This window comes from Dermabacter sp., from assembly GCF_032550575.1.
Classification (GTDB): Bacteria; Actinomycetota; Actinomycetes; order Actinomycetales; family Dermabacteraceae; genus Dermabacter; species Dermabacter hominis.
The window spans coordinates 282,454-302,568 of the sequence record NZ_JAWFZC010000005.1 but is presented as its reverse complement, the minus strand read 5'-3'; the positions used below and the strand labels follow the sequence as shown (position 1 = coordinate 302,568).

The window sequence follows — 20,115 nt, the reverse complement described above, 5'->3', positions numbered from 1 at the left end:
GTCACCTTCACGGACCCTCACGTAATTTTACGCCCCGGGAAGGGGCTAGGGTGGCGGGGTGAGAAATTACTACAGGGCCCTCGCGGCCGACGCTTTCCTTGTTGTCCTCTTTTCCGTACTCGGAACTCTGAGCCACAACGGCGCGCTCACGCTCGTGAACCTTGCGCGTGTCGCGTGGCCATTCCTCGCGGGACTCGTGCTCGCCCACCTCGTGCTGCGCGCGTGGCGGGTCGAACCATGGCGGCTGTGGCCCCACGGCGTGTTCATCGTTGCCATCACGGTCGTGACCGCGATGCTTCTGCGCACCCTCACGGGCGCGGGCACCGCGCTGCCGTTCGTTCTCGTCTCCTTCGCCGTCAACGCGCTCTTCCTCCTGGGCTGGCGTGTGATCGCGGGGCTTGTGACGCGACGGAAGCAGGCAGACGTCGGACACAGCTCCACGCACTAAACCCGCGGCCGCACCCCGAGCGCCCCTAGTTCAAGCACTGCGCGCCCAGCAAGGTCTTGAGGGAGGCAAAAAGGGCAGGCGAAGGCGCCACCGACAGTCGCCGGTCCACGCGCATAAGCGTCGATCGGCCGGGCTCGGTAAGACGCAGGCGCACCTCGCTCCCGCCCGGGTTATCCTCGAGAATCCCCCGGAGCTGCTGGGCGACCTCGCTCGTCATGCGTGAATCGGGAACGGTGATCATCAAGGGACCATCGGACATCGCCCCGGACGTGTCAAGCACCCGCAGCTCCTGCACGCGCATCTCGGGTGAGCCCTTCGAGTTATCGACGCGCCCCTTCATCGAGACGACGAGATCGCCCGCGAGCTCCGTCGCAACCTGCTGATACGACTGCGGGAACATGAGACAGTCGATTGCACCCTCGAGATCCTCGACGGTGACGATCGCCCACGTATCGCCCTTCTTCGTGATCTTGCGCTGAATATTCGTGATGAGACCCGCGATCGTGACCATCCCAAGCGAGTCCGTATCCTCGGCTTCCGCGAGGGCTGTGATCGAATGCGAGCTCGCCTGCGCAATAACGTGCTCAAGGCCCTGAAGGGGATGATCGCTCACGTAGAGGCCAAGCATCTCGCGCTCAAACGCGAGCTTCTGCTTGCGATCCCACTCGGGAAGCTCCGGAATCTGAATCGTCGCGGCGCTACCCGACGCATAGTCGTCGCCGAACATGCCGCCGCCGAAAAGGTCATCCTGCCCCTGAGCTTCCTTGCGTTTGACGTCCACGATCCCGTCAACCGCGTCCTCGTGCACGAGGACGAGCGAACGGCGGTTGTGACCGAGCGAGTCAAACGCGCCGCCCTTGATGAGCGAATCGATCGTGCGCTTGTTGCACACCGAAAGCGGAACCTTGTCGAGGAAGTCCGTGAATGACGTGAACTCGCCCTTCTCCTCACGCGTCTTGATGATCTCTTCGACGACGTGCGCGCCGACATTCTGAATCGCCGACAGCCCGAAGCGGATATCAGAACCGACGGCCGCGAAGTTCATGAGCGAGGAGTTCACGTCCGGCGGAAGCACGGTGATGTGCCGGTGGCGGCAATCGCCGAGGTAGAGGCCGAGCCGGTCGCGGTTGTTCTGGGTCGACGTGAGAAGCGCCGCCATGTATTCGGTGGGATAGTTCGCCTTGAGGTAGGCGGTCCAGTACGACACGACCCCGTACGCCGCCGAGTGCGACTTGTTGAACGCGTAGTCCGCGAACGGAAGCAGCACATCCCACAGGGCCTGCACGGCGGAATCGCTATAGCCGTGGTCGAGCATGCCCTGGCGAAAGCCCACGTACTGCTTATCGAGTTCTGCCTTCTTCTTCTTGCCCATGGCTCGACGAAGAATGTCAGCTTGACCAAGCGTGAAGCCCGCGACTTTCTGCGCGGTCTGCATGACCTGCTCCTGGTACACGATCACGCCGTAGGTCTCGGCAAGAATGTCGTGAAGCGGTTCTTCGAGCTCCGGGTGGATCGGCGTGATCTCCTGGAGTCCGTTCTTCCTGAGCGCATAGTTCGTGTGCGAGTTCATACCCATCGGGCCCGGACGATACAGGGCTGACACGGCGCTAATGTCGCCGAACTTATCGGGTTTCATCTGGCGAAGCAGGGAGCGCATGCCCGCACCATCGAGCTGGAACACGCCGAGAGTATCGCCGCGTTGAAGCAGATCGAATGTCGCCGGATCTTCGAAGCCAAGGTGGTCGAGGTCGGGGACCTCTTTGCCGTTCGATTCGATGTTCTCAATCGCGTCAGAAATCACCGTGAGGTTACGCAGCCCAAGGAAGTCCATCTTGAGCAGGCCGAGGGTTTCACACGTCGGATAGTCGAACTGCGTGATGATCTGCCCATCGGAAGGGCGACGCATCATCGGGATGATGTCGGTGAGGGTCTCGCTCGACATGATCACCGCGCACGCGTGTACACCCCAGCCGCGCGTGAGGCCTTCGACGCCCTGCGCGATATCCATGACGCGCTGCCACGAAGGATTCTCACGATACTGACGGCGGAAATCCTCAGCCTCCGCGTAGCGCTTATCGTTCTCGTCGAAGATGCCCTTGAGCGTGATGTCCTTGCCCATCACGGCGGGCGGAAGCGCCTTCGTCATCTGGTCGCCGAGCGCATACGGCTCGCCGAGCACGCGCGCCGAGTCCTTGATCGAGTTCTTCGTTTTCATCACGCCGTACGTGATGACCTGAGCGACCTTGTCGTCTCCGTAGCGTTCGGTCACATACTCGAGCACCTCGCCGCGACGGCGATCGTCGAAGTCCACGTCGAAGTCGGGCATGGACACGCGATCTGGGTTGAGGAAGCGCTCGAAGAGAAGCCCGTGAGGAAGGGGGTCGAGGTCGGTAATTCGCATCGCGTACGCCACCATCGAGCCCGCACCGGAGCCACGACCCGGTCCCACGCGGATACCGCGTTCCTTCGCCCAGCGGATGAAGTCGGAGACGACGAGGAAGTACCCCGGAAAGCCCATGCGCGTGATGATGCCAACCTCGTAGTCGGCGCGTTCCTGCACTTCGTCGGGGATCCCGCTCGGGTACCGTTCGTGAAGACCCTTTTGGACTTCCTTCACGAACCAGGAGTGCTCGTCCTCTCCCTCGGGAACCGGGAAGCGCGGCATGTAGTTCGCGCCCTCCGCGGTCGTCGTGAACTGCACGTCGCACATTTCGGCGACCCTCAGAGTGTTATCGCACGCCTCGGGTAGCTCACGAAAGAGTTCGCGCATCTCGCGTGCGCTCTTGAGGTAATAGCCCGAGCCATCAAACTTGAAGCGCCCCGGCGTATCGAACGTCGAGCCCGAGTTGATGCACAAAAGTGCGTCTTGGATTTTCGCGTCATCTTCGTACACGTAATGCAGGTCGTTGGTGGCAAGAAGAGGCGCGCCAATCTTCTTCGACAGCTCGATGAGGTCTTTTGTGACGCGCCGCTCAAGCTCAAGACCGTGGTCCATGAGCTCGACGAAGTAGTTCTCCTTACCGAACATGTCCTGGTATTCGCCAGCGGCCTTGACGGCTTCGTCCCACTGCCCGAGGCGAATGCGAGTCTGGATCTCACCGGACGGGCAGCCCGTCGAGGCGATCAGACCATCGGAATACTTCGAGAGAATCTCGCGGTCCATGCGGGGCCACTTGCCCATTTGACCATCGAGCGAAGCGAAGCTCGCGAGCCGGAACAGGTTGTGCATGCCCGCGGTCGTGCGGCTCAGGAGTGTGAGGTGGGTGTAGGCACCGCGCGCCGAAACATCATCGCCGGCATCCTGCTGCGCCTTCGTGCCCCACTGCACGCGCGATCGATCGTGACGGCTCGTGCCGGGCGTCACGTACGCCTCAACACCGATGATGGGCTTCACGCCCGCGGCTACAGCGTTCTTGTAAAACTCGTAGGCCCCAAACACGTATCCGTGGTCGGTGATCGCGATTGCCTTCTGGCCGGCTTCAGCGGCGGCGTTCACGAGCTTGCTGATCTTCGAGGCCCCATCGAGCATCGAGTAATCGGTGTGGACGTGAAGGTGAACGAAATCCTCTGAAGCCATGCCCACGATGGTAGTCGGCCGAACGCGAATAGGCGGCCTCAGAAACCCGCGCGTGCGATCCTGCTCTTAGCTTGAGCGCAACACCTCGAGCGCGTGCTCGAGATCCGTCGGGTACGGGGCCTCGAATGTTACGCGCGTATGCCTCGTGGGGTGCTCAAACGCGAGCGCTCGCGCGTGCAGCCACTGCCGCACGAGGCCAAGCTTTTCGGCGAGTTTCGGATCGGAACCATACTGTGGGTCTCCCGCAAGGGGATGCCCAGCGGCACTCATGTGCACGCGTATTTGGTGGGTCCTGCCGGTCTCGAGTTTGATGTCAAGGAGGGAAGCGCCCGGAAACATCTCAATCACGTCGTAGTGTGTGACCGACGGCTTTCCGCTCGCCATGACGGCGAACTTGTAGTCGTGCTTCTGGCTGCGCCCGATAGGTGCATCGATTGTGCCCTTCATGTTGTCGAAGTGCCCCTGGGCGAGAGCGTGGTAACGCTTGTCGACGAGCCGATTGCGAAACGCGTTCTTCAAGACCGAGTAGGCGACTTCGCTCTTCGCGACAACCATGAGGCCGCTCGTACCCACATCGAGGCGGGAGACGATACCGCGACGCTCCTGCGCGCCGCTGGTCGTGATAGCCACGCCCGCGCCAAGCAGGCCGCCAAGAACGGTTGGGCCTTCCCACCCGACGCTCGGATGCGCGGCAACGCCCACGGGCTTATTGACCACAACGATATCGGCATCCTCGAAGACGATGTCCATACCGTCCACTTTTTCGGGGGCAACATCGGCGATGTCACGCACCTCGAGAAGCGTCACCGCGAGCTCCTGGCCCTCGCTCACGCGTTCCGAGCGAGCGGGGACCTCCCCGTCGATGAGGACGTTGCCCGACTGCACAAGATCCGCAACCTTCGTGCGCGAGAGCCCCAGGAGGCGGGAAAGAGCGACGTCAACGCGCTCCCCTTCGAGCCCACCGGGGACGAAGAAAAGTCGCTCGCCACTCACTCGCTCACCTCGATCTTCTCCCCCGCATCCAACGGGGCGTTGACAAGGGTGAGGAGCACGAGCAGAACGGCTCCGCTCGTGACGGCGATGTCCGCGACGTTAAAGATCGGCCAGTGCGGGAGCTCGAGGAAATCGACAACGTGACCGGTGAGCGGCCCCGGGTCCCGAAAAAGGCGATCGACGATGTTTCCGAGTGCGCCCCCGAGAAGAAGCGAGAGCGATATCGTCCACGCGCGCGAGCGCACGGAACGGACGAGAACGACGATAACGGCGAGCGCGATCCCGATCTGAACACCGGTGATGATCGGGGTGATCGAACCGCCGAGCCCGAAAGCAGCGCCCGAGTTATAGATGAGGCGGAGTTTGAGGATGTCCCCGACGAGGGGCTGCGCGACGTTGTGCTCGAGGGTGTTTTCGGCCCACAGCTTCGACAGCTGGTCGAGCACAAAGACGATCGTGGCGATCACGAACGCCACGATCAGTGTGGAACGGGCGGAAGCGCCGGCCGCACGTGCGGTTCCGGCGCTTCCCTTCATCGTGTTGCCGCTCACAGGCCGTAGTTGGCGGCCTTCTCCTGGCTTTCGCCAGTGTCGAGATCGCGAAGCTGGTTCTCGAGGTAGTTACGCAGGCGAGTGCGGTAGTCACGCTCGAAGGTGCGCAGCGATTCGATTTCCTTCTCAAGTTCGCTCTTGGTGCCTTCGAGGCGCTCGAGCGTGGTGCGCGAGGTCTCGTTGGCCTCGTTGATGATGCGCTCGTGCTCGGCGGTACCCTCGCTGATGAGACGATCGCGCTCGGCCTGACCGTTCGCAACGTGCTCGTCGTGGAGGCGCTGCGCGAGCGAGATGAGCTCGGAAGCGGAATCGGTTTCGCCAACGCGAGTCGCGCCTGCGGCCGCAGCGGGAGCAACGGCAGCGACAGCGGTTTCGGTCTCCGGCTCGGTCGCGGGGGCCTCGGTCGGCTCATCGGCACTTTCGGTTCCGACGGCTGCCGGCGTGACGGCACCGTCGCCTTCCTGGTTGACGCGGGCCTCGAGTTCGGCAACGCGGCTCTGTGCTTCCTCGAGCTCGCGCTTCAGGCGGTCGTTTTCCTCGATGAGTTCACGAAGGCGGGGAATGACGTCGTCGTCGAGGTACTTGTCGACCTCGTCCATGTCGTAGCCCTCGGTAAAGCGCACGGGAGTAAAGCGCTTGTCTTCGAGATCCTTTGGCATAAGAGCCATGGGTTCCACCTCTTGTCGTTTGAACAGATGATGACTATTTAACTCTACCTGAGAGTGCGGGCGCACCCTGAAAACACGGTTCGTTTCCCGCAGCTGTGCTCACAGCACGAAGGGAGCGACGAGCATCGAGATGATTGAGCACACAAAGAAGATCACGAGGACGCTCACATCGAGCGCTACATCGCCGAGCCTCAGTGGCGGAATCACGGACCTCAGGGCCTTCACCGGAGGGTCCGTCACCGTATAGATCAACTCGCATACGACGAGCACAAAGCCGCGCGGCTTAAACGATCGCGCGTACGACTGGATCATCTCGAGGCCAATCCGCACGAGCAGAAGGATCGAGAAAAGATACGCCGCGAGGTAGACGACAGAGGCGAGGATCGCCATGTTCAGCTCTGGTTGTAGAACGTGCCCTCGTCGGTGCGGGACTCACCCTCAACTTCGATAAACTCCGGCGACAGCAGGAACACCTTGGTGGTCACGCGCTCAATCGTGCCGCGAAGACCAAACACAAGACCCGCCGAGAAGTCCACCATGCGCTTGGCATCAGCTTCACTCATATCGGAGAGATTGAGGATAACGGGAACGCCATCGCGGAATGATTCACCGATGCTCTTGGCGTCGTTGTAGGAGCGGGGGTGAATCGTCGTGATGCGCTGCATGGTCTCCGGTGCGGCCGGCGCAAGCGAGACGCCAGTCTGGTGCGGACGAAGCGGGGTCACGTTTGCCTCCTGGACCTTGGGCTCCGCGGTGCGCTCCGGGACGCGCGCAGCGTGCGTGTCCTCGGCCGCGTAGCTCTGAGTGTCGTCGTAGTAGGTGTCCTGTTCTTCGGCGAGCCCAACGCTCACCATCAAGTTGCGCAATGCGCCCATCGAAGTTCTCCCTATAAAGAAGCCGGTTGTTCGCCCCTGGGGAAGCACGGGAGTGCGGGGTCTTTCTTGAAACTACCGCAGGAAACCCTGGCGCCGCGGAATTTACACGCGTGTCGCACGTTGCGCTTAGGCGCGATTCTCACACGGCCCGGGGGCTCCGTGTAATGACGCCCGCAAAGCGCCCGGTTCGTGGATCACGGCGGTAGGAAAAGAGTTCTTCGCTTTCGAGCGTGCACCGCTCGAGAACCTCGATCCCCTCGGGCGCAAGACCCGCGTCTCGCAGCGCGGCGACAGCACCGGCAGGCAGGTCGAGCGCCGGGGTATTCCACGACGTGCGCGAGGCTAGCGCAGGCTGAATCTCGACCGATTCCCGGAACATCGGCTCGGGAACTTCGTAGCATCGCCCGCACACCGACGGGCCGATAAGTGCGCGGATATTCGCGGGGCATGCACCGAGGCCCATCATCGCCTCAACACTCGCACCGAGAACTCCGCCGAGAAGGCCGCGGCGCCCCGCATGCGCTGCCGCGATCACGCCACGCTGTTCATCGGCGAGCAGCACCGGAACGCAATCGGCGACCATGATCGCAAGGGCGACGTCGGAACGGTCCGTCACGAGGGCATCCGCGACGTGCTCGTGCTCCCGCATGGCATGGACGTCCCGCTCGCTGCGCACGATGGCGACGTCCGCGGAATGTACTTGTTCGACGAAAACGAGAGGTACCCCGAGTTCGCGCTCGAGAACCTCCCGACGCGCACGCACCCTATTCGGGTCGTCGCCTACGTGCAGCGCAAGGTTGCCTTCAGCAACGCCCGTGAAAAGGGCGCGAGCCCCCGACAAGTCGAAGGCCCGCGCATATGATTCGCTGCTCATGGTTCAGCGAAGGAACTGGGGAATATCGAGGTCGTCGTCCGGGTTCGAATCCTGCTGGATCGAGGGAACATTGGGCACCTGCGGCCGCTCAACCTGGACTGCGCCTTCCGCCTCAGCTGGATCCTGCTGCGCACCCTGAGCCTGTTCGGTGTTGACCTGCGGCGAGCGAGCCGGGATGTAGCCCTGGCCCTGCGCGGGAGCCGAAACCCAGTCGCGGCTTGAGCTTTGCTGCTCGGGCTGGGCGGGGGCGGCCTGCGGGGCGCTATTCGGCACACCCTGCTGCTTCTGCTGCGCGGCATCCTCTGCGCGCTCGGGCTTCGGGTCGAAGCCCGCGGCGATCACGGTCACGCGGACTTCGTCGCCGAGGGCATCATCGATGGCGGTACCGAAGATGATGTTCGCGCTCGGGTGAGCGGCTTCCTGGATGAGGCGCGCGGCATCCGACACTTCGACGAGGCCGAGATCGCTGCCACCCTGAACCGACAGGAGCACGCCGTAGGCGCCGTCGATCGACGCTTCGAGCAGAGGGCTCGAGACCGCGAGTTCAGCGGCCTGGAGGGCACGGTCGTCACCGCTCGCGGTGCCGATACCCATGAGCGCCGTGCCGGCATCCTTCATCACGCTCTTGACGTCAGCGAAGTCGAGGTTGATGAGGCCCGGGGTGGTAATGAGGTCAGTAATGCCCTGCACGCCCTGAAGGAGAACCTGATCGGCGAGCTTGAACGCGTCGATCATCGACACCTTGACATCGGCAAGTTGGAGCAGCTTGTCGTTCGGGATGGTGATGAGCGTGTCGACCTCGGCCTGGAGGGCGTCGATGCCCGAATCGGCCTGGGTCGAGCGGCGGCGGCCCTCGAACGTAAACGGACGCGTCACCACGCCGATTGTGAGAGCACCGAGCGAGCGAGCAATTTTCGCGACGACAGGCGCGCCGCCGGTTCCGGTGCCGCCACCTTCACCAGCGGTCACAAACACCATGTCGGCACCTTCGAGCGCCTCGGCGATTTCGTCGTTGTGGTCTTCGGCAGCCTTGCGCCCGACCTCCGGGTCAGCACCGGCGCCGAGGCCGCGGGTCAGTTCCTTGCCGACATCGAGCTTGACGTCGGCATCCGACATGAGCAGCGCCTGGGCATCGGTGTTAATGGCAATGAACTCGACGCCCTTGAGGCCGGATTCGATCATCCGGTTCACGGCGTTGACGCCGCCGCCGCCGACACCGACGACCTTAATGACTGCGAGGTAGTTCTGCGATCCGTCCACGTGGATGTCCTTGCTTTCGTTGCTCCAGCTCCACCCCATCACACTGCCTAGTGCGCCTCCCGCGCCCGGCGCGGACAGGACAGAAGAGACATGGAGTGGCACATTTGTCTCGTACTCGACGCTATTGCCTGACAGGCGTCTAGGGCAACATTGTCGGGCGCGTGTCTTACACGAATGTCATTTTCTCGTCACAGCCTCCACGGAACGTGGGAACGACGCGCGCGTAGTTGGGCGTACGTGCTTCCCTTTAGCGAATCGTCGGGGCCTCCGGCGAAGAGACGTCAATCACCGCGCCAGGCTGGCTGAGAAGTGCCTCGAGCACCTTCGCTTTGAGCTCGGAATCCTCGGGGCCTCCCCACACGACCGTGCGAGGGCCCGCTTCCGTGGAAACTTCGAGTGTCACGTTCGACGGCGCGCTCGCCGTGGCCTTCGTGAGGGCGGCACGCAAATTCGGCGGGAGTACGCGCACGATCTCGAGGAGGGCCGCTTCGGTCGCCTTCGTATTCGCCGATGCCGGATCGACAAAAAGGTGCGGCAGATCCGCCGGGTTCGCCGCAGTCGAGGGAAGCGCGGTGCCCGAGCCATCCACGAGCACGCTGCGGCCGCCCGAATCGAGGTTGGCGATCGCGGTCCGCTCCGTGACGACGACGCGGATCGTGCTCGGCCAGTGACGCGATGCCTTCGCCTCCTTGACCCCTGGAACAGCGGCGAGGTCCTTTTCGAGAGAGTCGAGGTCGGCAAAGGCGAGAGCCTGACCCTCACGGGCGCTCCCAATCTGTTCCAGGGCGCTCGCATCGACGTACGTTGCGCCAGCCACGCGCACCTCGGAAACCTTGAGCTGCGGGAGAAAGGCCAGGGCGAGCAACGCGAGAACGACAAGCGCCACAATCGTGCCGACGGTGAGAGTAAGCCAGTGCCGGCCCTGCTGCCACGGCTTCCTCCGCACGCGACTCGTGAACCTCTCCCTTGCATCGACAATCGGCCCGTCCGAGGGTCTCGTTCGGGAAGGGGCGTGGGCACCAACGGGAGTCTTTTTTTTCTTCCGACGGTTGCCGAGCGCACGCCAGGGCTTTGGGACTTGGCTGCTCTTTGCCTTCTTATCCCCCGCGCGTTCGGGATTCACGGGCGGACGAGGGTGTGCACCCGAGCGAGGCTTTGCCACGACTCGAGACTGTTGGGCGGATTCGTGGGAAGCTTCGGCGCTCGCGTTCGGCGCGGCCTTCGCACCTGAACGGGCTGAGTGTTCCGTCCTGCGCGTGGGGCGCACGGGGCGCGGCGGGCGTTTTGCTGGGCTCATGCGCCCCTCGCCTTGAGCGCCTCGAGCACGCGCGGGCTCACATCCACGATGTCTCCGGCCCCCATCATGAGGATCACGCGCGCGTCATGCGCGTGCTCAGCGAGGTAGTTGGGCACATCGCCCGCCTCCAAAACGCGGGCACCGCCGTCCACGAGAGCGGCGATGTCCTCGCTTCGAATACTCGGATCGAAATCCTCGCGTGCCGGGTAGATCGGCAGGAGAACGGCTTCATCTGCGAGGCTCAGTGCCTCGGCAAACTCGCGCGTAAACGCTTTCGTGCGCGAGAACAGATGCGGCTGAAAGACGGCAACGAGCCGCCCGCCCTCTGCACGCTCGCGGCCCGCCGCAAGCGCAGCCGCGACCTCGCGCGGGTGGTGCGCATAATCATCGATCACGGCGACATCATTCACTTCGCCCGCAACCTGGAAGCGACGATCCGCCCCCTCGAACTCGGCGAGTCCGCCAAGGGCGCTCTCGCGCTCAATGCCCAGGACGTCGAGAGCGGCGAGCACGCCGAGGGCGTTGAGGACGTTATGTCGGCCTGGAACGCGCAAGGCGAGGTCGACGTTCTGCCCGTTCGGTGCGACGACCTGGACGTGAGCGCCGGAAGCATTCGAGTGATCGGCGACAATCCGCCACGTCGCTTCGGGGTGTTCGCCATACAGCACGACGCGAAGGCCTGCGTCGCGCGCGTCCAGGGCAAAGGCGTGCGCGCCGGGGTCGTCCGCGCACGCAACGAGCGTGCCGTTCGTCTCTGAGAGCCTCGCGGCGAACGCCGAGAGCACCGCGCGGAGGTTCTGTTCGGTGCCGTGGAAGTCGAGATGGTCGGCCTCGAAGTTCGTGAGCACGAGAACCGAGGGAGCGAAGGCGACAAAGGAGCCGTCGGACTCATCCGCCTCCACGACCGCATATTCACCCGCGCCCTGGCTCGCGTTCGCACCGAGCTGCGCGACCGCCGCACCAACCGCCCAGGCGGGCTCGGCACCCGCTGCGCGCAGGGCCAGTGTCGCCATCGCACTCGTCGTAGTCTTGCCGTGAGTGCCCGCGACAGCGATGATCGCATGCGTGCCGAGGAGACCCGCGAGCCCCGCCGCCCTGTGAATCACGGGGATAGACAGCTCGTGCGCGCGTCGTACTTCGGGGTTATCGGCACGTACGGCAGTCGACACGATCACGAGATCGGTGTCCTCTTCTACGGAGTCAGCGTCGAAACCGACGGTGATACGTGCACCGAGTTCGCGCAGGGGCGGCAGGAACCGACCCTCTTGGGATTCGGAGCCCGTAACTTCGAGGCCCGCTTCGAGCGCGAGGCGCGCGACGGCGCTCATACCCGCCCCGCCGATGCGGATCACGTGGACCTTCCTGACGCTCTCTTCGGGCCACTCGGCAGCAGTCACGACTGCGCCGGGCCTCAGCATAGTGCGCACCTCCCCCGGGGAGAACGGGCGAAGGCGAGAGAGAAAATCGCTCGACGTGGTCATCGGGCACCTCCTTTGGGGCGCTGAGTCGCGAGCGCCGGAATCGTCGCAGCGATGCGGTCGGCGACCTTTTCAGCAGCATCCCGCTTGCCGAGGGAGAGAGCCGCTTTCTCCATCCGCCCGCGCACTTCGGTATCGAGCAGGCATTCACCGACGGTCTCGACGAGAAGCTCGGGGGTAAGGAGCGCATCCTTGATCATGCGCGCGCCGCCGGCCGCGACCATGTCGGCCCCGTTGAGCGCCTGTTCGCCATTGCCGATGGGGAGCGGCACGAACAGCGCGGGCAGCCCGACGGCGGCGAGTTCACACACGGTTCCCGCTCCCGAGCGTGTGAGCGCGAAATCGGCGGCTGCGTAGGCGCCTTCCATGCCGTCCACGTACTCGACCTGCACGTAGTGTTTTCCCCGAGCCGGGATCCGCTTGCCCTTGCCGGTGACGTGGAGAATCTGCACGCCGAGGCCCTCGAGCGGGCCCATAGCCGCGATCAAGGTTTCGTTGAGGCGCTGCGCGCCGAGCGAGCCGCCCGTCACGAGAAGGGTCGGCTTGTCGGGGTCAAGGCCGAACGACTCCCGCGCCTCGGCCCGCTTTGCCTCGCGATCGAGATGCGCAATCTCCGGTCGCATGGGCATTCCTACCCACTCTGCCTGTGAAAACGGCCCCGACGTCCCGCTCATATCGAAAGCGGTCATGGCGCGCGCCCCGAGCCGCACCCCAAGCCTGTTGGCCATTCCGGGCCGCTTATTGGCCTCATGGACCACTAGCGGAAGCTTGGCGTGCCTCCCCGCAAGGTAGGCGGGCGGACACACGTAGCCACCAAACCCCGCGATCGCATCGACGTGCTCGGTGCGAATGAACCGCCGAACATCGCCCAGTCCGCGACCGAACTCGCGCGGAAATCGCAAGGCTGCGGCGTTTGGACGGCGAGGGAATGGCACCTTATCAATCGTGAGGAGCTCGAAGCCCGCCGCCGGAACGAGATCCGCTTCGAGGCCGACCTTCGTGCCGAGGGCGACCACTCGCACTCCCTCATAGCGCTCCGTTAGTGCTCTGGCAACCGCGAGCATGGGCGAGACGTGTCCCGCGCTTCCGGCGCCCGCGACGAGAACGGTTGCCTCGGCATCTGCCTGGATGCTGGGTTGAGGTGTCATGAGCGCGATCCCTTCGTGGCACGTGTTTCCGACGCCGGCTTCGCGACCACCGTCGCCGACTTCTTCGAGTAGTTCGCGTGCGCCCGAAGTGCCTCGGCCGCACCGGGTTCCGATTTCGCAAAGGCGAGTAGCACGCCGAGCGCGAGCATCGAGGCAATGAGCGCCGATCCACCAGCCGACACAAAAGGTAGCGGCACGCCAAGAACCGGCAGTAGGCCCGTCACAACGGCCATGTTCACGAACGCCTGCGCGAGAATCCACGACGTGATGCCCGCGATCGTGATCTGTACGAAGGGATCGCGCAGGCGGACCATCATGCGGTACAGCATGAGAGCGAGCAGCGTAAAGAGCACCACGATCAAGAGCGTGCCGAAAAGTCCGAGTTCCTCGCCGATGATCGAAAAAATGAAGTCATTGTCGGCCTCGGGCACACGCCCCCATTTTTGGCGGGACTGCCCGATACCGACGCCCCACCAACCGCCTGTCGCGAGCGCCATGAGGCCGTTGTCGGCCTGGTAGCACGAATCGCCAGCGCACTCTCCGTGCAACCAGTTGAGAGCGCGCGCCATGCGGTTAGGGCTCGCGAGGACGAGTCCTATGACGATCGCGGCGGCACCGCTACCAGCGATGAGGAACCAGCGTTTCGGCACGCCGGCAACCCAGAAGGCTCCCGCGGCGAGAATGCCCACCATCATCATCGTGCCGAGGTCTCGGCCGAGAATAATGAGTCCGAGCGCCGCGCTCGTTCCCGCGATAGCGGTTGCGAGCACGGGAAGTTCGCGCAGCCGGTCGCGGTTCTTCGACAAGAACGCGCCGAGCCACACCGCGAGTGCAAGCTTGAGAAATTCCGACGGCTGGCCACGGATCGGGCCGATGTGGATCCAGTTCCTATTGCCGCCCTTGCCGAGCCCGAGAGGCGTGAACACGAGCGCCTGGAGGAACAGGCCGAGAACGAGCAGCAGCGTCGCAACGCCGATGTTCTTGTACCACCTCACCGGAGTGAGCGCCGCGGCAATCAGCAGTACAAGGCCGATGACGGCAAAGGCTCCCTGGGTCATGAATGACGCGTACGGGGAGTGTCCTTTCGCGATGTTGGTCACCGAGGAGCTGGACAGCACCATCACGAGACCAACCGTGATGAGAATGCCGCCGATCACGGCGATCGCGTAGAAATCAAGCGCGGGCGACTGGAGCCAGCGGCCGAGCGTTGATTTCACTTCGCCGCCAACGTCACCGAGCGGGTTTTGCTCGCTCGGGCGTTGCGGCGTGCGTGCGCCCCGCTGCCGTGCGCGCTCGCTCACGGCGTGCCCCCGAGCCCCCGAGCAGCTTCCGCGAACAGGTTCCCCCGCTCGGCGTAATTCGTGAACTGATCGATGCTCGCAGCAGCCGGCGCCAAAAGCACAACGTCACCGTCGCTCGCGTGCGACGCTGCTTCGGTCACGGCCGCCTGCATAAGCGCACGCGTGTCCCCGTATTTTTCGGGGTCAATCCAGACGCGAGGGACATCCGGGGCGTTGTCATTAAGCGCCGCGGTGAAAGGCTCCGGATCGCGGCCAATGAGCACGACCGCCTTGAGCCGTTCGGCCTGCGCGGCGACGAGGCTGTGGAGGTCCGCCCCCTTGGCGTCGCCGCCGGCGATCCACACCACTGACTTCGCTGCGCTGAGCGCCGCCGCTGCAGAATCGGGGTTCGTCGCCTTCGAATCGTCGATGAAGGCGACGCCGCCCTCAACGTGGACGATTTCGCTTCGATGTTCCCCAGCGCGATACGCCGCGAGACCTTCGCGCACGTGGATCGGTTTGACGCCGAACGAGCGCGCGAGGCCGGCCGCAAAAAGGGCGTTGAGTGCAACGTGCGGCGGGGCGCCGTGGGGACCGAGGTGCGCAACGGTATCGAGGTTCGCGATCTCCGCTGCCTGAGAGTACCGGTTCTCGCAAAAAGCGCGATCCACGAGGAGATCCTCAACAAGGCCAAGTTCGCTCGGCCCCGGCGAGGAAAGCCCAACGCCAATCGCGCGGCAGCCTTCGACCACATCGGCATCCTCGAGTGCACGGAGCGTGCGTTCGTCGGCTTTGTTGTACAGACACGCGTGCTGCGTCCCGGCATAAACCTTCGCTTTTGCCTGCGCGTAGGCGTCCATCCCCCCGTGCCAATCGAGATGATCGGCACCGATGTTCAGGATTGCGCTCGAATGAGCGCTGAGGTTGTCCGTCCAGTGAAGCTGGAAACTCGACAGCTCCAACGCAATCGCTTCGAAGCCCACGGGATCGAGGGCCGCTTCGATCAGCGGGAGCCCGACATTGCCCGCTGCGACCGCCCGAACACCGGCATGCTGCAGAATCGACTCAAGCATCGTGACGACCGTGGTTTTCCCGTTCGTCCCCGTGACCGCGAGCCACGCCGGGCCATCGGCCTTTTGCATGCGGCGCGCGAGCTCGATCTCCGACCAGATCTCGATGCCTTCGTTCTGCGCGGCAACGAGAAGCGGGTGGTCGGGCCGCCACCCGGGAGACGTGACAACGACGTCGAAGGGGGAACCGTCGGCGTTCGTGGGAAGCGCGCGAGTGTGCTCTTCGCCGAGCAGGATCCGGGCTCCGAGGGTCTCGAGCACCTTGGCACGCTCGAGGTTCGATTCTGATCGCGACGCGTCCACGGCGGTGACGTGCGCTCCTCGCTGAAGGGTCTGGTCCACGATCGCGTAGCCCGAGACTCCAAAACCCGTCACGAGAATGCGGGCGCCCGACACGTCGAGACCCGGGAAGGGGCGCTCGGGAAGTCGCTTAGATGTTTCAGATGCAGTCACGCGATGCCACCTGGCAATTGGTCGAGAACGGACGTGGGTTAGATAAAGCGCAAAGCGTCAAGGTAGAACAGGCCGAGGCCGAACGCCGCGAACACCCCCGCGATGATCCAGAAGCGCACGACGATCGTCACCTCATTCCAGCCTTTGAGCTCGAAGTGGTGCTGGAGAGGCGCCATTCGGAAAACGCGCTTGCGCGTCAGCTTGAAGCTCGTGACCTGAATGATCACGGACAGCGAGATGATGACGAAGAGGCCGCCAATGATTCCGCCGACGAGCTGCGTGCGCGACAGGATTGTGAGGGCCGCAAGCACGCCGCCGAGAGCCAGCGAACCCGTGTCGCCCATAAAAATGCGTGCGGGCGAGGTGTTCCACCACAGGAAGCCCACGCACGCCCCGAGCACCGCGGCAGCGACAATCGCAAGGTCGAGCGGATCCCTCGCGGCATAGCACGAGCGAATCTCTTCGATGCCGCACTGCTGGCGCCACTGCCAAAATGAAATCAGCACGTAGGCACCCGCAAAGATAATCGTGGCCCCAGAGGCCAGACCGTCGAGGCCATCCGTGAGGTTGACCCCGTTCGACCACGCGGCAACAAGGAAGTTGGACCAGATCGCAAACAGGACAATGCCGACGGCCGTACCGGCAAACGCGAGATTCAGCCACGGGATGTCGCGCACGAATGAGATGTGCATCGAGGCAGGCGTGTGCCCCCAGCGATCGGGGAACTGGAGAGCAAGAACGGCGAAGGCGGTACCGATCAGTCCTTGCCCCACAAGTTTTGCGCGTGGAGAAAGACCGAGCGACTGCTTCTTGGCAATCTTGGCGTAATCATCCATGAAGCCGAGCACGCCGAGCCCGACCATGAGCAAGAGTGCAAGCAGGCCCGACACTGACGGCGCGCGAAGAATGCTCAGGTGCCCCATGCCGTAGCCGATGAGGGTCGCGAGGATGATCATGACGCCGCCCATCGTGGGCGTTCCACGCTTGGTCGCGTGGGTCGTGGGGCCGTCGTCGCGCACAAACTGCCCGTACTGCTTCTTCACGAGGAAGCGAATATAAAGCGGGGTCAGGGAGAACGACAGGACCGCGGCTACGGCCCCCGCGATCAAGATTCCGATCATGCCTTTTCTCCTGCGTCTTCCGCTTTCGTGGGCTCAGCTGCCCACGTGCGCACGAGGGACTCACCAAGTTTCGCGAGACCCGCACCGTTCGATGATTTGAGCAAGAGGGTACTTCCGGGCCTCTTCACCGTTTCTAGCACAGCGGGCGCATCCTCGAGGCGTTCGACATACACCGCGCGCTCGTTCTCACCGCGGGTTTCGGTCACACCTTGGTGGATCGCATGCGCCCCGCACCCAATCGTGACAATGACGTCGATCCCCTGCTCTACTGCGAAAACACCCATATCCCGGTGTGCCTTCTCGCTCTCGGGACCGAGTTCGAGCATTTCGCCAAGGACCGCAACGGTGTGGCGTTCATGACCAAGAACCGCAAGGGCGCTCAAGCCCGCGCGCATCGAATCGGGGTTCGCGTTGTAGGCGTCATTGATGAGTGTCACGTCGCCCGGCAACTCGCTCACCTGCATGCGCCCTGGGGAGCGCTGTTCGGCGGAGCGAAGCCCTGCGACGACGTCCTCAAAGCCCACCCCAGCAGCTGCGGCCGCGGCCGCGGCTGCAAGAGCGTTTTTCACGTGATGCTCGCCCGTGAGCGTGAGAGAGACGGGCGCCTTCTTACCGCCCATATGGAGCATGAAGCTCGCCCTAGCGGCGCCATCAAGGCCGACATCGCTCGCGTAGGCTTCCGCGGAGTCGTCAGTAAGGGAAAAGTGCACGACTCGAGCGCACGTGCGCGACTGCATTGCCTTTACCCGCGCATCGTCGGCATTAAGCACGGCGGTTCCGGTTTCCTCGAGAACCTCGACGAGCTCCCCTTTCGCGAGGGCGATGTTGTCGAGGCCTCCGAACTCGCCCACGTGGGCCGAGCCGACGTTAAGAACAAGGGAAATATCGGGGCGCGCGATGTGCGTGAGATGGGCGATGTGCCCAATGCCCCGTGCCCCCATCTCGAGCACGAGAAAGCGCGTCGTTTCGCTGAGCTCGAGGACGGTGAGGGGAAGACCCAGCTCGTTATTGCGGCTTCCAATGGGTGCGATTGTGTCCCCGACTGGCGCGAGGATTGCGTGAAGCAGATCCTTCGTGCTCGTTTTACCGTTCGAGCCTGTCAGCGCGATCACGATCGGCGGCCTCGCACTCGCACGTGCTTCGGCCAACTCGTGTCGTGCGAGGATTTCGAGCGCCTCGAGAGGATCCGCGACCTGAATAGCGGGAAGCTCGAGACCGGGGACAGCCTTCGTCACGAGAGCCGCAGCGGCACCGGCCCTCGCGGCCGCGCCCACATAGTCGTGACCATCGACGTGCTCGCCTTCGAAGGCGACAAACAGGTCTCCTTCACCGATGACACGCGAATCAACGCTCGCCTTTCCGTGGACGCTTTCGTTGCCGTGAGCGCCACCGACGAGTCGGCCGCCCACGAGACGCGCGATTGCGCCAACCGTCGTCTTACGCATCGCGCACCTCCGTCGTCAGGTCCGCCTTATGTGCACGCTGCCACGCCGCTAGCGCCGTGCGTGCGTGGACCCGGTCGTCGAACTCAATCGTGCGATCGGCGAGTACCTGTCCACTTTCCGCGCCTTTGCCCGCGATAAGCACGACGTCACGCGCGTCCGCTTCGCCGATCGCTCGTGCGATCGCTTCGGCACGATCTCCCACGTTCTCGACGTCGGCACGGCACGTCGTCGGAATGCCCGCGAGCACATCGCGCCTAATCGATGCCGGATCCTCATCGCGCGGATTGTCGTCCGTGACGAACACGCGATCAGAAAGTCGCGCAGCGATCTCTCCCATGATCGGTCGTTTGAGCGAATCCCTGTGCCCACCCGCACCGAAAACCGTCACGATTTTTCCGACGCCCTCGAGGGTGTGGAGCGTCTCGAGAGCCTGCTCAAGCGCGTCCGGAGTGTGCGAATAGTCCACGACGACGCGCGGGCAAGCGTCGGACTCGGCGACCCTCTCCATGCGCCCCGGGACCGTGCCCGCCACCGCAAGCGCCCGACGCACCGCCTCCCCCTCGAAGCCGAGCGCTCGAAGGACGAGTGCGACCGCGAGGGTATTGGCTACGTAGTGGGTTCCCGGAAGCGCGCTTTCAAGCGTAAAAGGTTCGCCTTCCGACGGTTGCACGGTGAACACCGTTCCGTACTCTCCGCGGCGGATCTCCCCCACCGTGAAGTCGGCTTCGTGTCCTTTTGCGGAGTACGTCGTCACCGGAACGCTCGCATGGGCTGCGAGACGACGGCCCCACTCGTCGTCGACACACACGATTCCCCGCTTCGCATGCGCGGGCGTAAACAGTGATGCCTTCGCCTCGAAGTACTCCTCCATGTCCTTGTGAAAGTCGAGGTGGTCCTGGCTGAGGTTCGTAAACACCGCAACCTCGAACTGGACGGCGGCTACTCTGTGGAGCACCATCGCGTGGCTCGATACTTCGAGCGCGGCACACGTCATGCCCTCGTCGACCATGTGGCGCATAAGCGCGTGGACGTCAGTCGCCTCGGGGGTCGTGCGCTCCGTCGGAATTTGCTCCTCGCGCCCGCCTGCCCAGGCGAGAAACGTCCCGTTCGTGCCGACGATTCCGGCACTTTCACCGAGCTCTTGGAGCGTGCGCGCACACATCGTCGTGACCGAAGTCTTGCCGTTCGTTCCGGTCACACCGATTAGCGGGATGGCATGCGAGGGCTCGCCATACACGAGATTTGCGGCGAAGCCCGCGAGCGCGCGGGGATCCTCGCACACGAGCACCGAGTAGTCGCCCCCCGGATGCGCGTCGTTCACGATCGCAGCGCCCGCTTCGTCCGTGAGAATTGCGGCGCAGCCCTGGCTGAGCGCCGCCTTGGCGTAGGTCGCTCCGTGCGCGTTTTCACCCTGAACGGCGACGAAGAGAGCGCCGGTTCCCGCCTTGCGGGAATCGATCGTCACGGATGAGATCGGCACACTCCTACCGCGCAGCTCGAGTACGCCCGCTCCAGGCGCCCCTTCGAGCTGCCGGGCGAGATCTCCCAGCATGAGATCGGTGCGATCACTCACGAGT

17 protein-coding genes are annotated in these 20,115 nt (G+C 63.9%); 1 reads left to right on the top strand and 16 read right to left on the bottom strand.

Annotation, left to right across the window (positions count from 1 at the left end; translation table 11 throughout):
• The first annotated feature begins 58 nt into the window (after positions 1 to 58).
• A complete protein-coding gene (locus E6X30_RS07745) occupies positions 59 to 448 on the top strand; it encodes a DUF3054 domain-containing protein (RefSeq protein ID WP_016662975.1) in 390 nt (129 codons plus the stop codon).
• Positions 449 to 473: 25 nt separating this feature from the next.
• On the opposite strand, the gene dnaE is transcribed toward E6X30_RS07745, so the two are convergent.
• The 16 genes from dnaE to E6X30_RS07665 all read right to left on the bottom strand — a co-directional run bounded on the left by dnaE (position 474) and on the right by E6X30_RS07665 (position 20,111).
• Positions 474 to 4,025, bottom strand: coding sequence for a DNA polymerase III subunit alpha (gene dnaE, locus E6X30_RS07740; RefSeq protein ID WP_316335987.1), 3,552 nt, complete (start codon positions 4,023 to 4,025; stop codon positions 474 to 476).
• A 66-nt stretch (positions 4,026 to 4,091) separates the two neighbouring features.
• Entirely contained in the window at positions 4,092 to 5,018 is a 927-nt protein-coding gene (locus E6X30_RS07735; RefSeq protein ID WP_316335986.1) for an RluA family pseudouridine synthase, read from the bottom strand.
• Positions 5,015 to 5,569 carry a signal peptidase II gene (lspA, locus tag E6X30_RS07730; RefSeq protein ID WP_246826680.1) on the bottom strand — a complete coding sequence of 185 codons (555 nt, stop codon included), beginning with the start codon at positions 5,567 to 5,569 and terminating at the stop codon, positions 5,015 to 5,017. Before lspA ends, E6X30_RS07735 begins: the two co-directional genes overlap by 4 nt.
• Entirely contained in the window at positions 5,566 to 6,237 is a 672-nt protein-coding gene (locus E6X30_RS07725; protein ID WP_259899421.1) for a DivIVA domain-containing protein, read from the bottom strand. The genes lspA and E6X30_RS07725 overlap by 4 nt, the downstream gene beginning before the upstream one ends.
• A gap of 99 nt (positions 6,238 to 6,336) precedes the next feature.
• Positions 6,337 to 6,627, bottom strand: coding sequence for a YggT family protein (locus E6X30_RS07720; RefSeq protein WP_316335985.1), 291 nt, complete (start codon positions 6,625 to 6,627; stop codon positions 6,337 to 6,339).
• Positions 6,628 to 6,629: 2 nt separating this feature from the next.
• Complete coding sequence (locus E6X30_RS07715; protein WP_061212235.1) at positions 6,630 to 7,112, bottom strand: cell division protein SepF; 483 nt, start codon at positions 7,110 to 7,112, stop codon at positions 6,630 to 6,632.
• Positions 7,113 to 7,251: 139 nt separating this feature from the next.
• A complete protein-coding gene (gene pgeF / locus E6X30_RS07710) occupies positions 7,252 to 7,986 on the bottom strand; it encodes a peptidoglycan editing factor PgeF (protein WP_316335984.1) in 735 nt (244 codons plus the stop codon).
• Between the two features lie 3 nt (positions 7,987 to 7,989).
• Positions 7,990 to 9,246: a cell division protein FtsZ gene (ftsZ, locus tag E6X30_RS07705; RefSeq protein ID WP_040386615.1), complete on the bottom strand. Its 1,257-nt coding sequence runs from the start codon at positions 9,244 to 9,246 to the stop codon at positions 7,990 to 7,992.
• Positions 9,247 to 9,493: 247 nt separating this feature from the next.
• On the bottom strand, positions 9,494 to 10,543 hold the full coding sequence (locus E6X30_RS07700; protein ID WP_316335983.1) for an FtsQ-type POTRA domain-containing protein: 1,050 nt from the start codon (positions 10,541 to 10,543) through the stop codon (positions 9,494 to 9,496).
• Complete coding sequence (gene murC / locus E6X30_RS07695; protein ID WP_316335982.1) at positions 10,540 to 12,024, bottom strand: UDP-N-acetylmuramate--L-alanine ligase; 1,485 nt, start codon at positions 12,022 to 12,024, stop codon at positions 10,540 to 10,542. Before murC ends, E6X30_RS07700 begins: the two co-directional genes overlap by 4 nt.
• Positions 12,021 to 13,169, bottom strand: coding sequence for a UDP-N-acetylglucosamine--N-acetylmuramyl-(pentapeptide) pyrophosphoryl-undecaprenol N-acetylglucosamine transferase (locus E6X30_RS07690; RefSeq protein WP_316335981.1), 1,149 nt, complete (start codon positions 13,167 to 13,169; stop codon positions 12,021 to 12,023). Before E6X30_RS07690 ends, murC begins: the two co-directional genes overlap by 4 nt.
• Positions 13,166 to 14,470, bottom strand: a complete 1,305-nt coding sequence (locus E6X30_RS07685) for a putative peptidoglycan glycosyltransferase FtsW (protein ID WP_316335980.1) — start codon at positions 14,468 to 14,470, stop codon at positions 13,166 to 13,168. The genes E6X30_RS07690 and E6X30_RS07685 overlap by 4 nt, the downstream gene beginning before the upstream one ends.
• Positions 14,467 to 15,972 carry a UDP-N-acetylmuramoyl-L-alanine--D-glutamate ligase gene (gene murD / locus E6X30_RS07680; protein WP_316335978.1) on the bottom strand — a complete coding sequence of 502 codons (1,506 nt, stop codon included), beginning with the start codon at positions 15,970 to 15,972 and terminating at the stop codon, positions 14,467 to 14,469. The genes E6X30_RS07685 and murD overlap by 4 nt, the downstream gene beginning before the upstream one ends.
• A gap of 38 nt (positions 15,973 to 16,010) precedes the next feature.
• The gene (mraY, locus tag E6X30_RS07675) at positions 16,011 to 17,093 is read right to left on the bottom strand and encodes a phospho-N-acetylmuramoyl-pentapeptide-transferase (protein ID WP_016662989.1); all 1,083 of its coding nucleotides are present in this window, start codon (positions 17,091 to 17,093) and stop codon (positions 16,011 to 16,013) included.
• Positions 17,090 to 18,538 carry a UDP-N-acetylmuramoyl-tripeptide--D-alanyl-D-alanine ligase gene (murF, locus tag E6X30_RS07670; protein ID WP_016662990.1) on the bottom strand — a complete coding sequence of 483 codons (1,449 nt, stop codon included), beginning with the start codon at positions 18,536 to 18,538 and terminating at the stop codon, positions 17,090 to 17,092. Before murF ends, mraY begins: the two co-directional genes overlap by 4 nt.
• Positions 18,531 to 20,111, bottom strand: a complete 1,581-nt coding sequence (locus E6X30_RS07665) for a UDP-N-acetylmuramoyl-L-alanyl-D-glutamate--2,6-diaminopimelate ligase (RefSeq protein ID WP_016662991.1) — start codon at positions 20,109 to 20,111, stop codon at positions 18,531 to 18,533. The genes murF and E6X30_RS07665 overlap by 8 nt, the downstream gene beginning before the upstream one ends.
• Positions 20,112 to 20,115 lie beyond the last annotated feature (4 nt).

What these genes read in the sequence shown, in the direction of transcription:
- dnaE (WP_316335987.1), bottom strand. Translation starts at nt 4,025, where the DNA reads ATGGCTTCAGAGGATTTCGTTCACCTTCACGTCCACACCGATTACTCG.
- murC (WP_316335982.1), bottom strand. Translation starts at nt 12,024, where the DNA reads ATGACCACGTCGAGCGATTTTCTCTCTCGCCTTCGCCCGTTCTCCCCG.
- E6X30_RS07715 (WP_061212235.1), bottom strand. Translation starts at nt 7,112, where the DNA reads ATGGGCGCATTGCGCAACTTGATGGTGAGCGTTGGGCTCGCCGAAGAA.
- murF (WP_016662990.1), bottom strand. Translation starts at nt 18,538, where the DNA reads ATGCGTAAGACGACGGTTGGCGCAATCGCGCGTCTCGTGGGCGGCCGA.
- mraY (WP_016662989.1), bottom strand. Translation starts at nt 17,093, where the DNA reads ATGATCGGAATCTTGATCGCGGGGGCCGTAGCCGCGGTCCTGTCGTTC.
- E6X30_RS07700 (WP_316335983.1), bottom strand. Translation starts at nt 10,543, where the DNA reads ATGAGCCCAGCAAAACGCCCGCCGCGCCCCGTGCGCCCCACGCGCAGG.
- E6X30_RS07690 (WP_316335981.1), bottom strand. Translation starts at nt 13,169, where the DNA reads ATGACACCTCAACCCAGCATCCAGGCAGATGCCGAGGCAACCGTTCTC.
- E6X30_RS07725 (WP_259899421.1), bottom strand. Translation starts at nt 6,237, where the DNA reads ATGGCTCTTATGCCAAAGGATCTCGAAGACAAGCGCTTTACTCCCGTG.
- pgeF (WP_316335984.1), bottom strand. Translation starts at nt 7,986, where the DNA reads ATGAGCAGCGAATCATATGCGCGGGCCTTCGACTTGTCGGGGGCTCGC.
- E6X30_RS07720 (WP_316335985.1), bottom strand. Translation starts at nt 6,627, where the DNA reads ATGGCGATCCTCGCCTCTGTCGTCTACCTCGCGGCGTATCTTTTCTCG.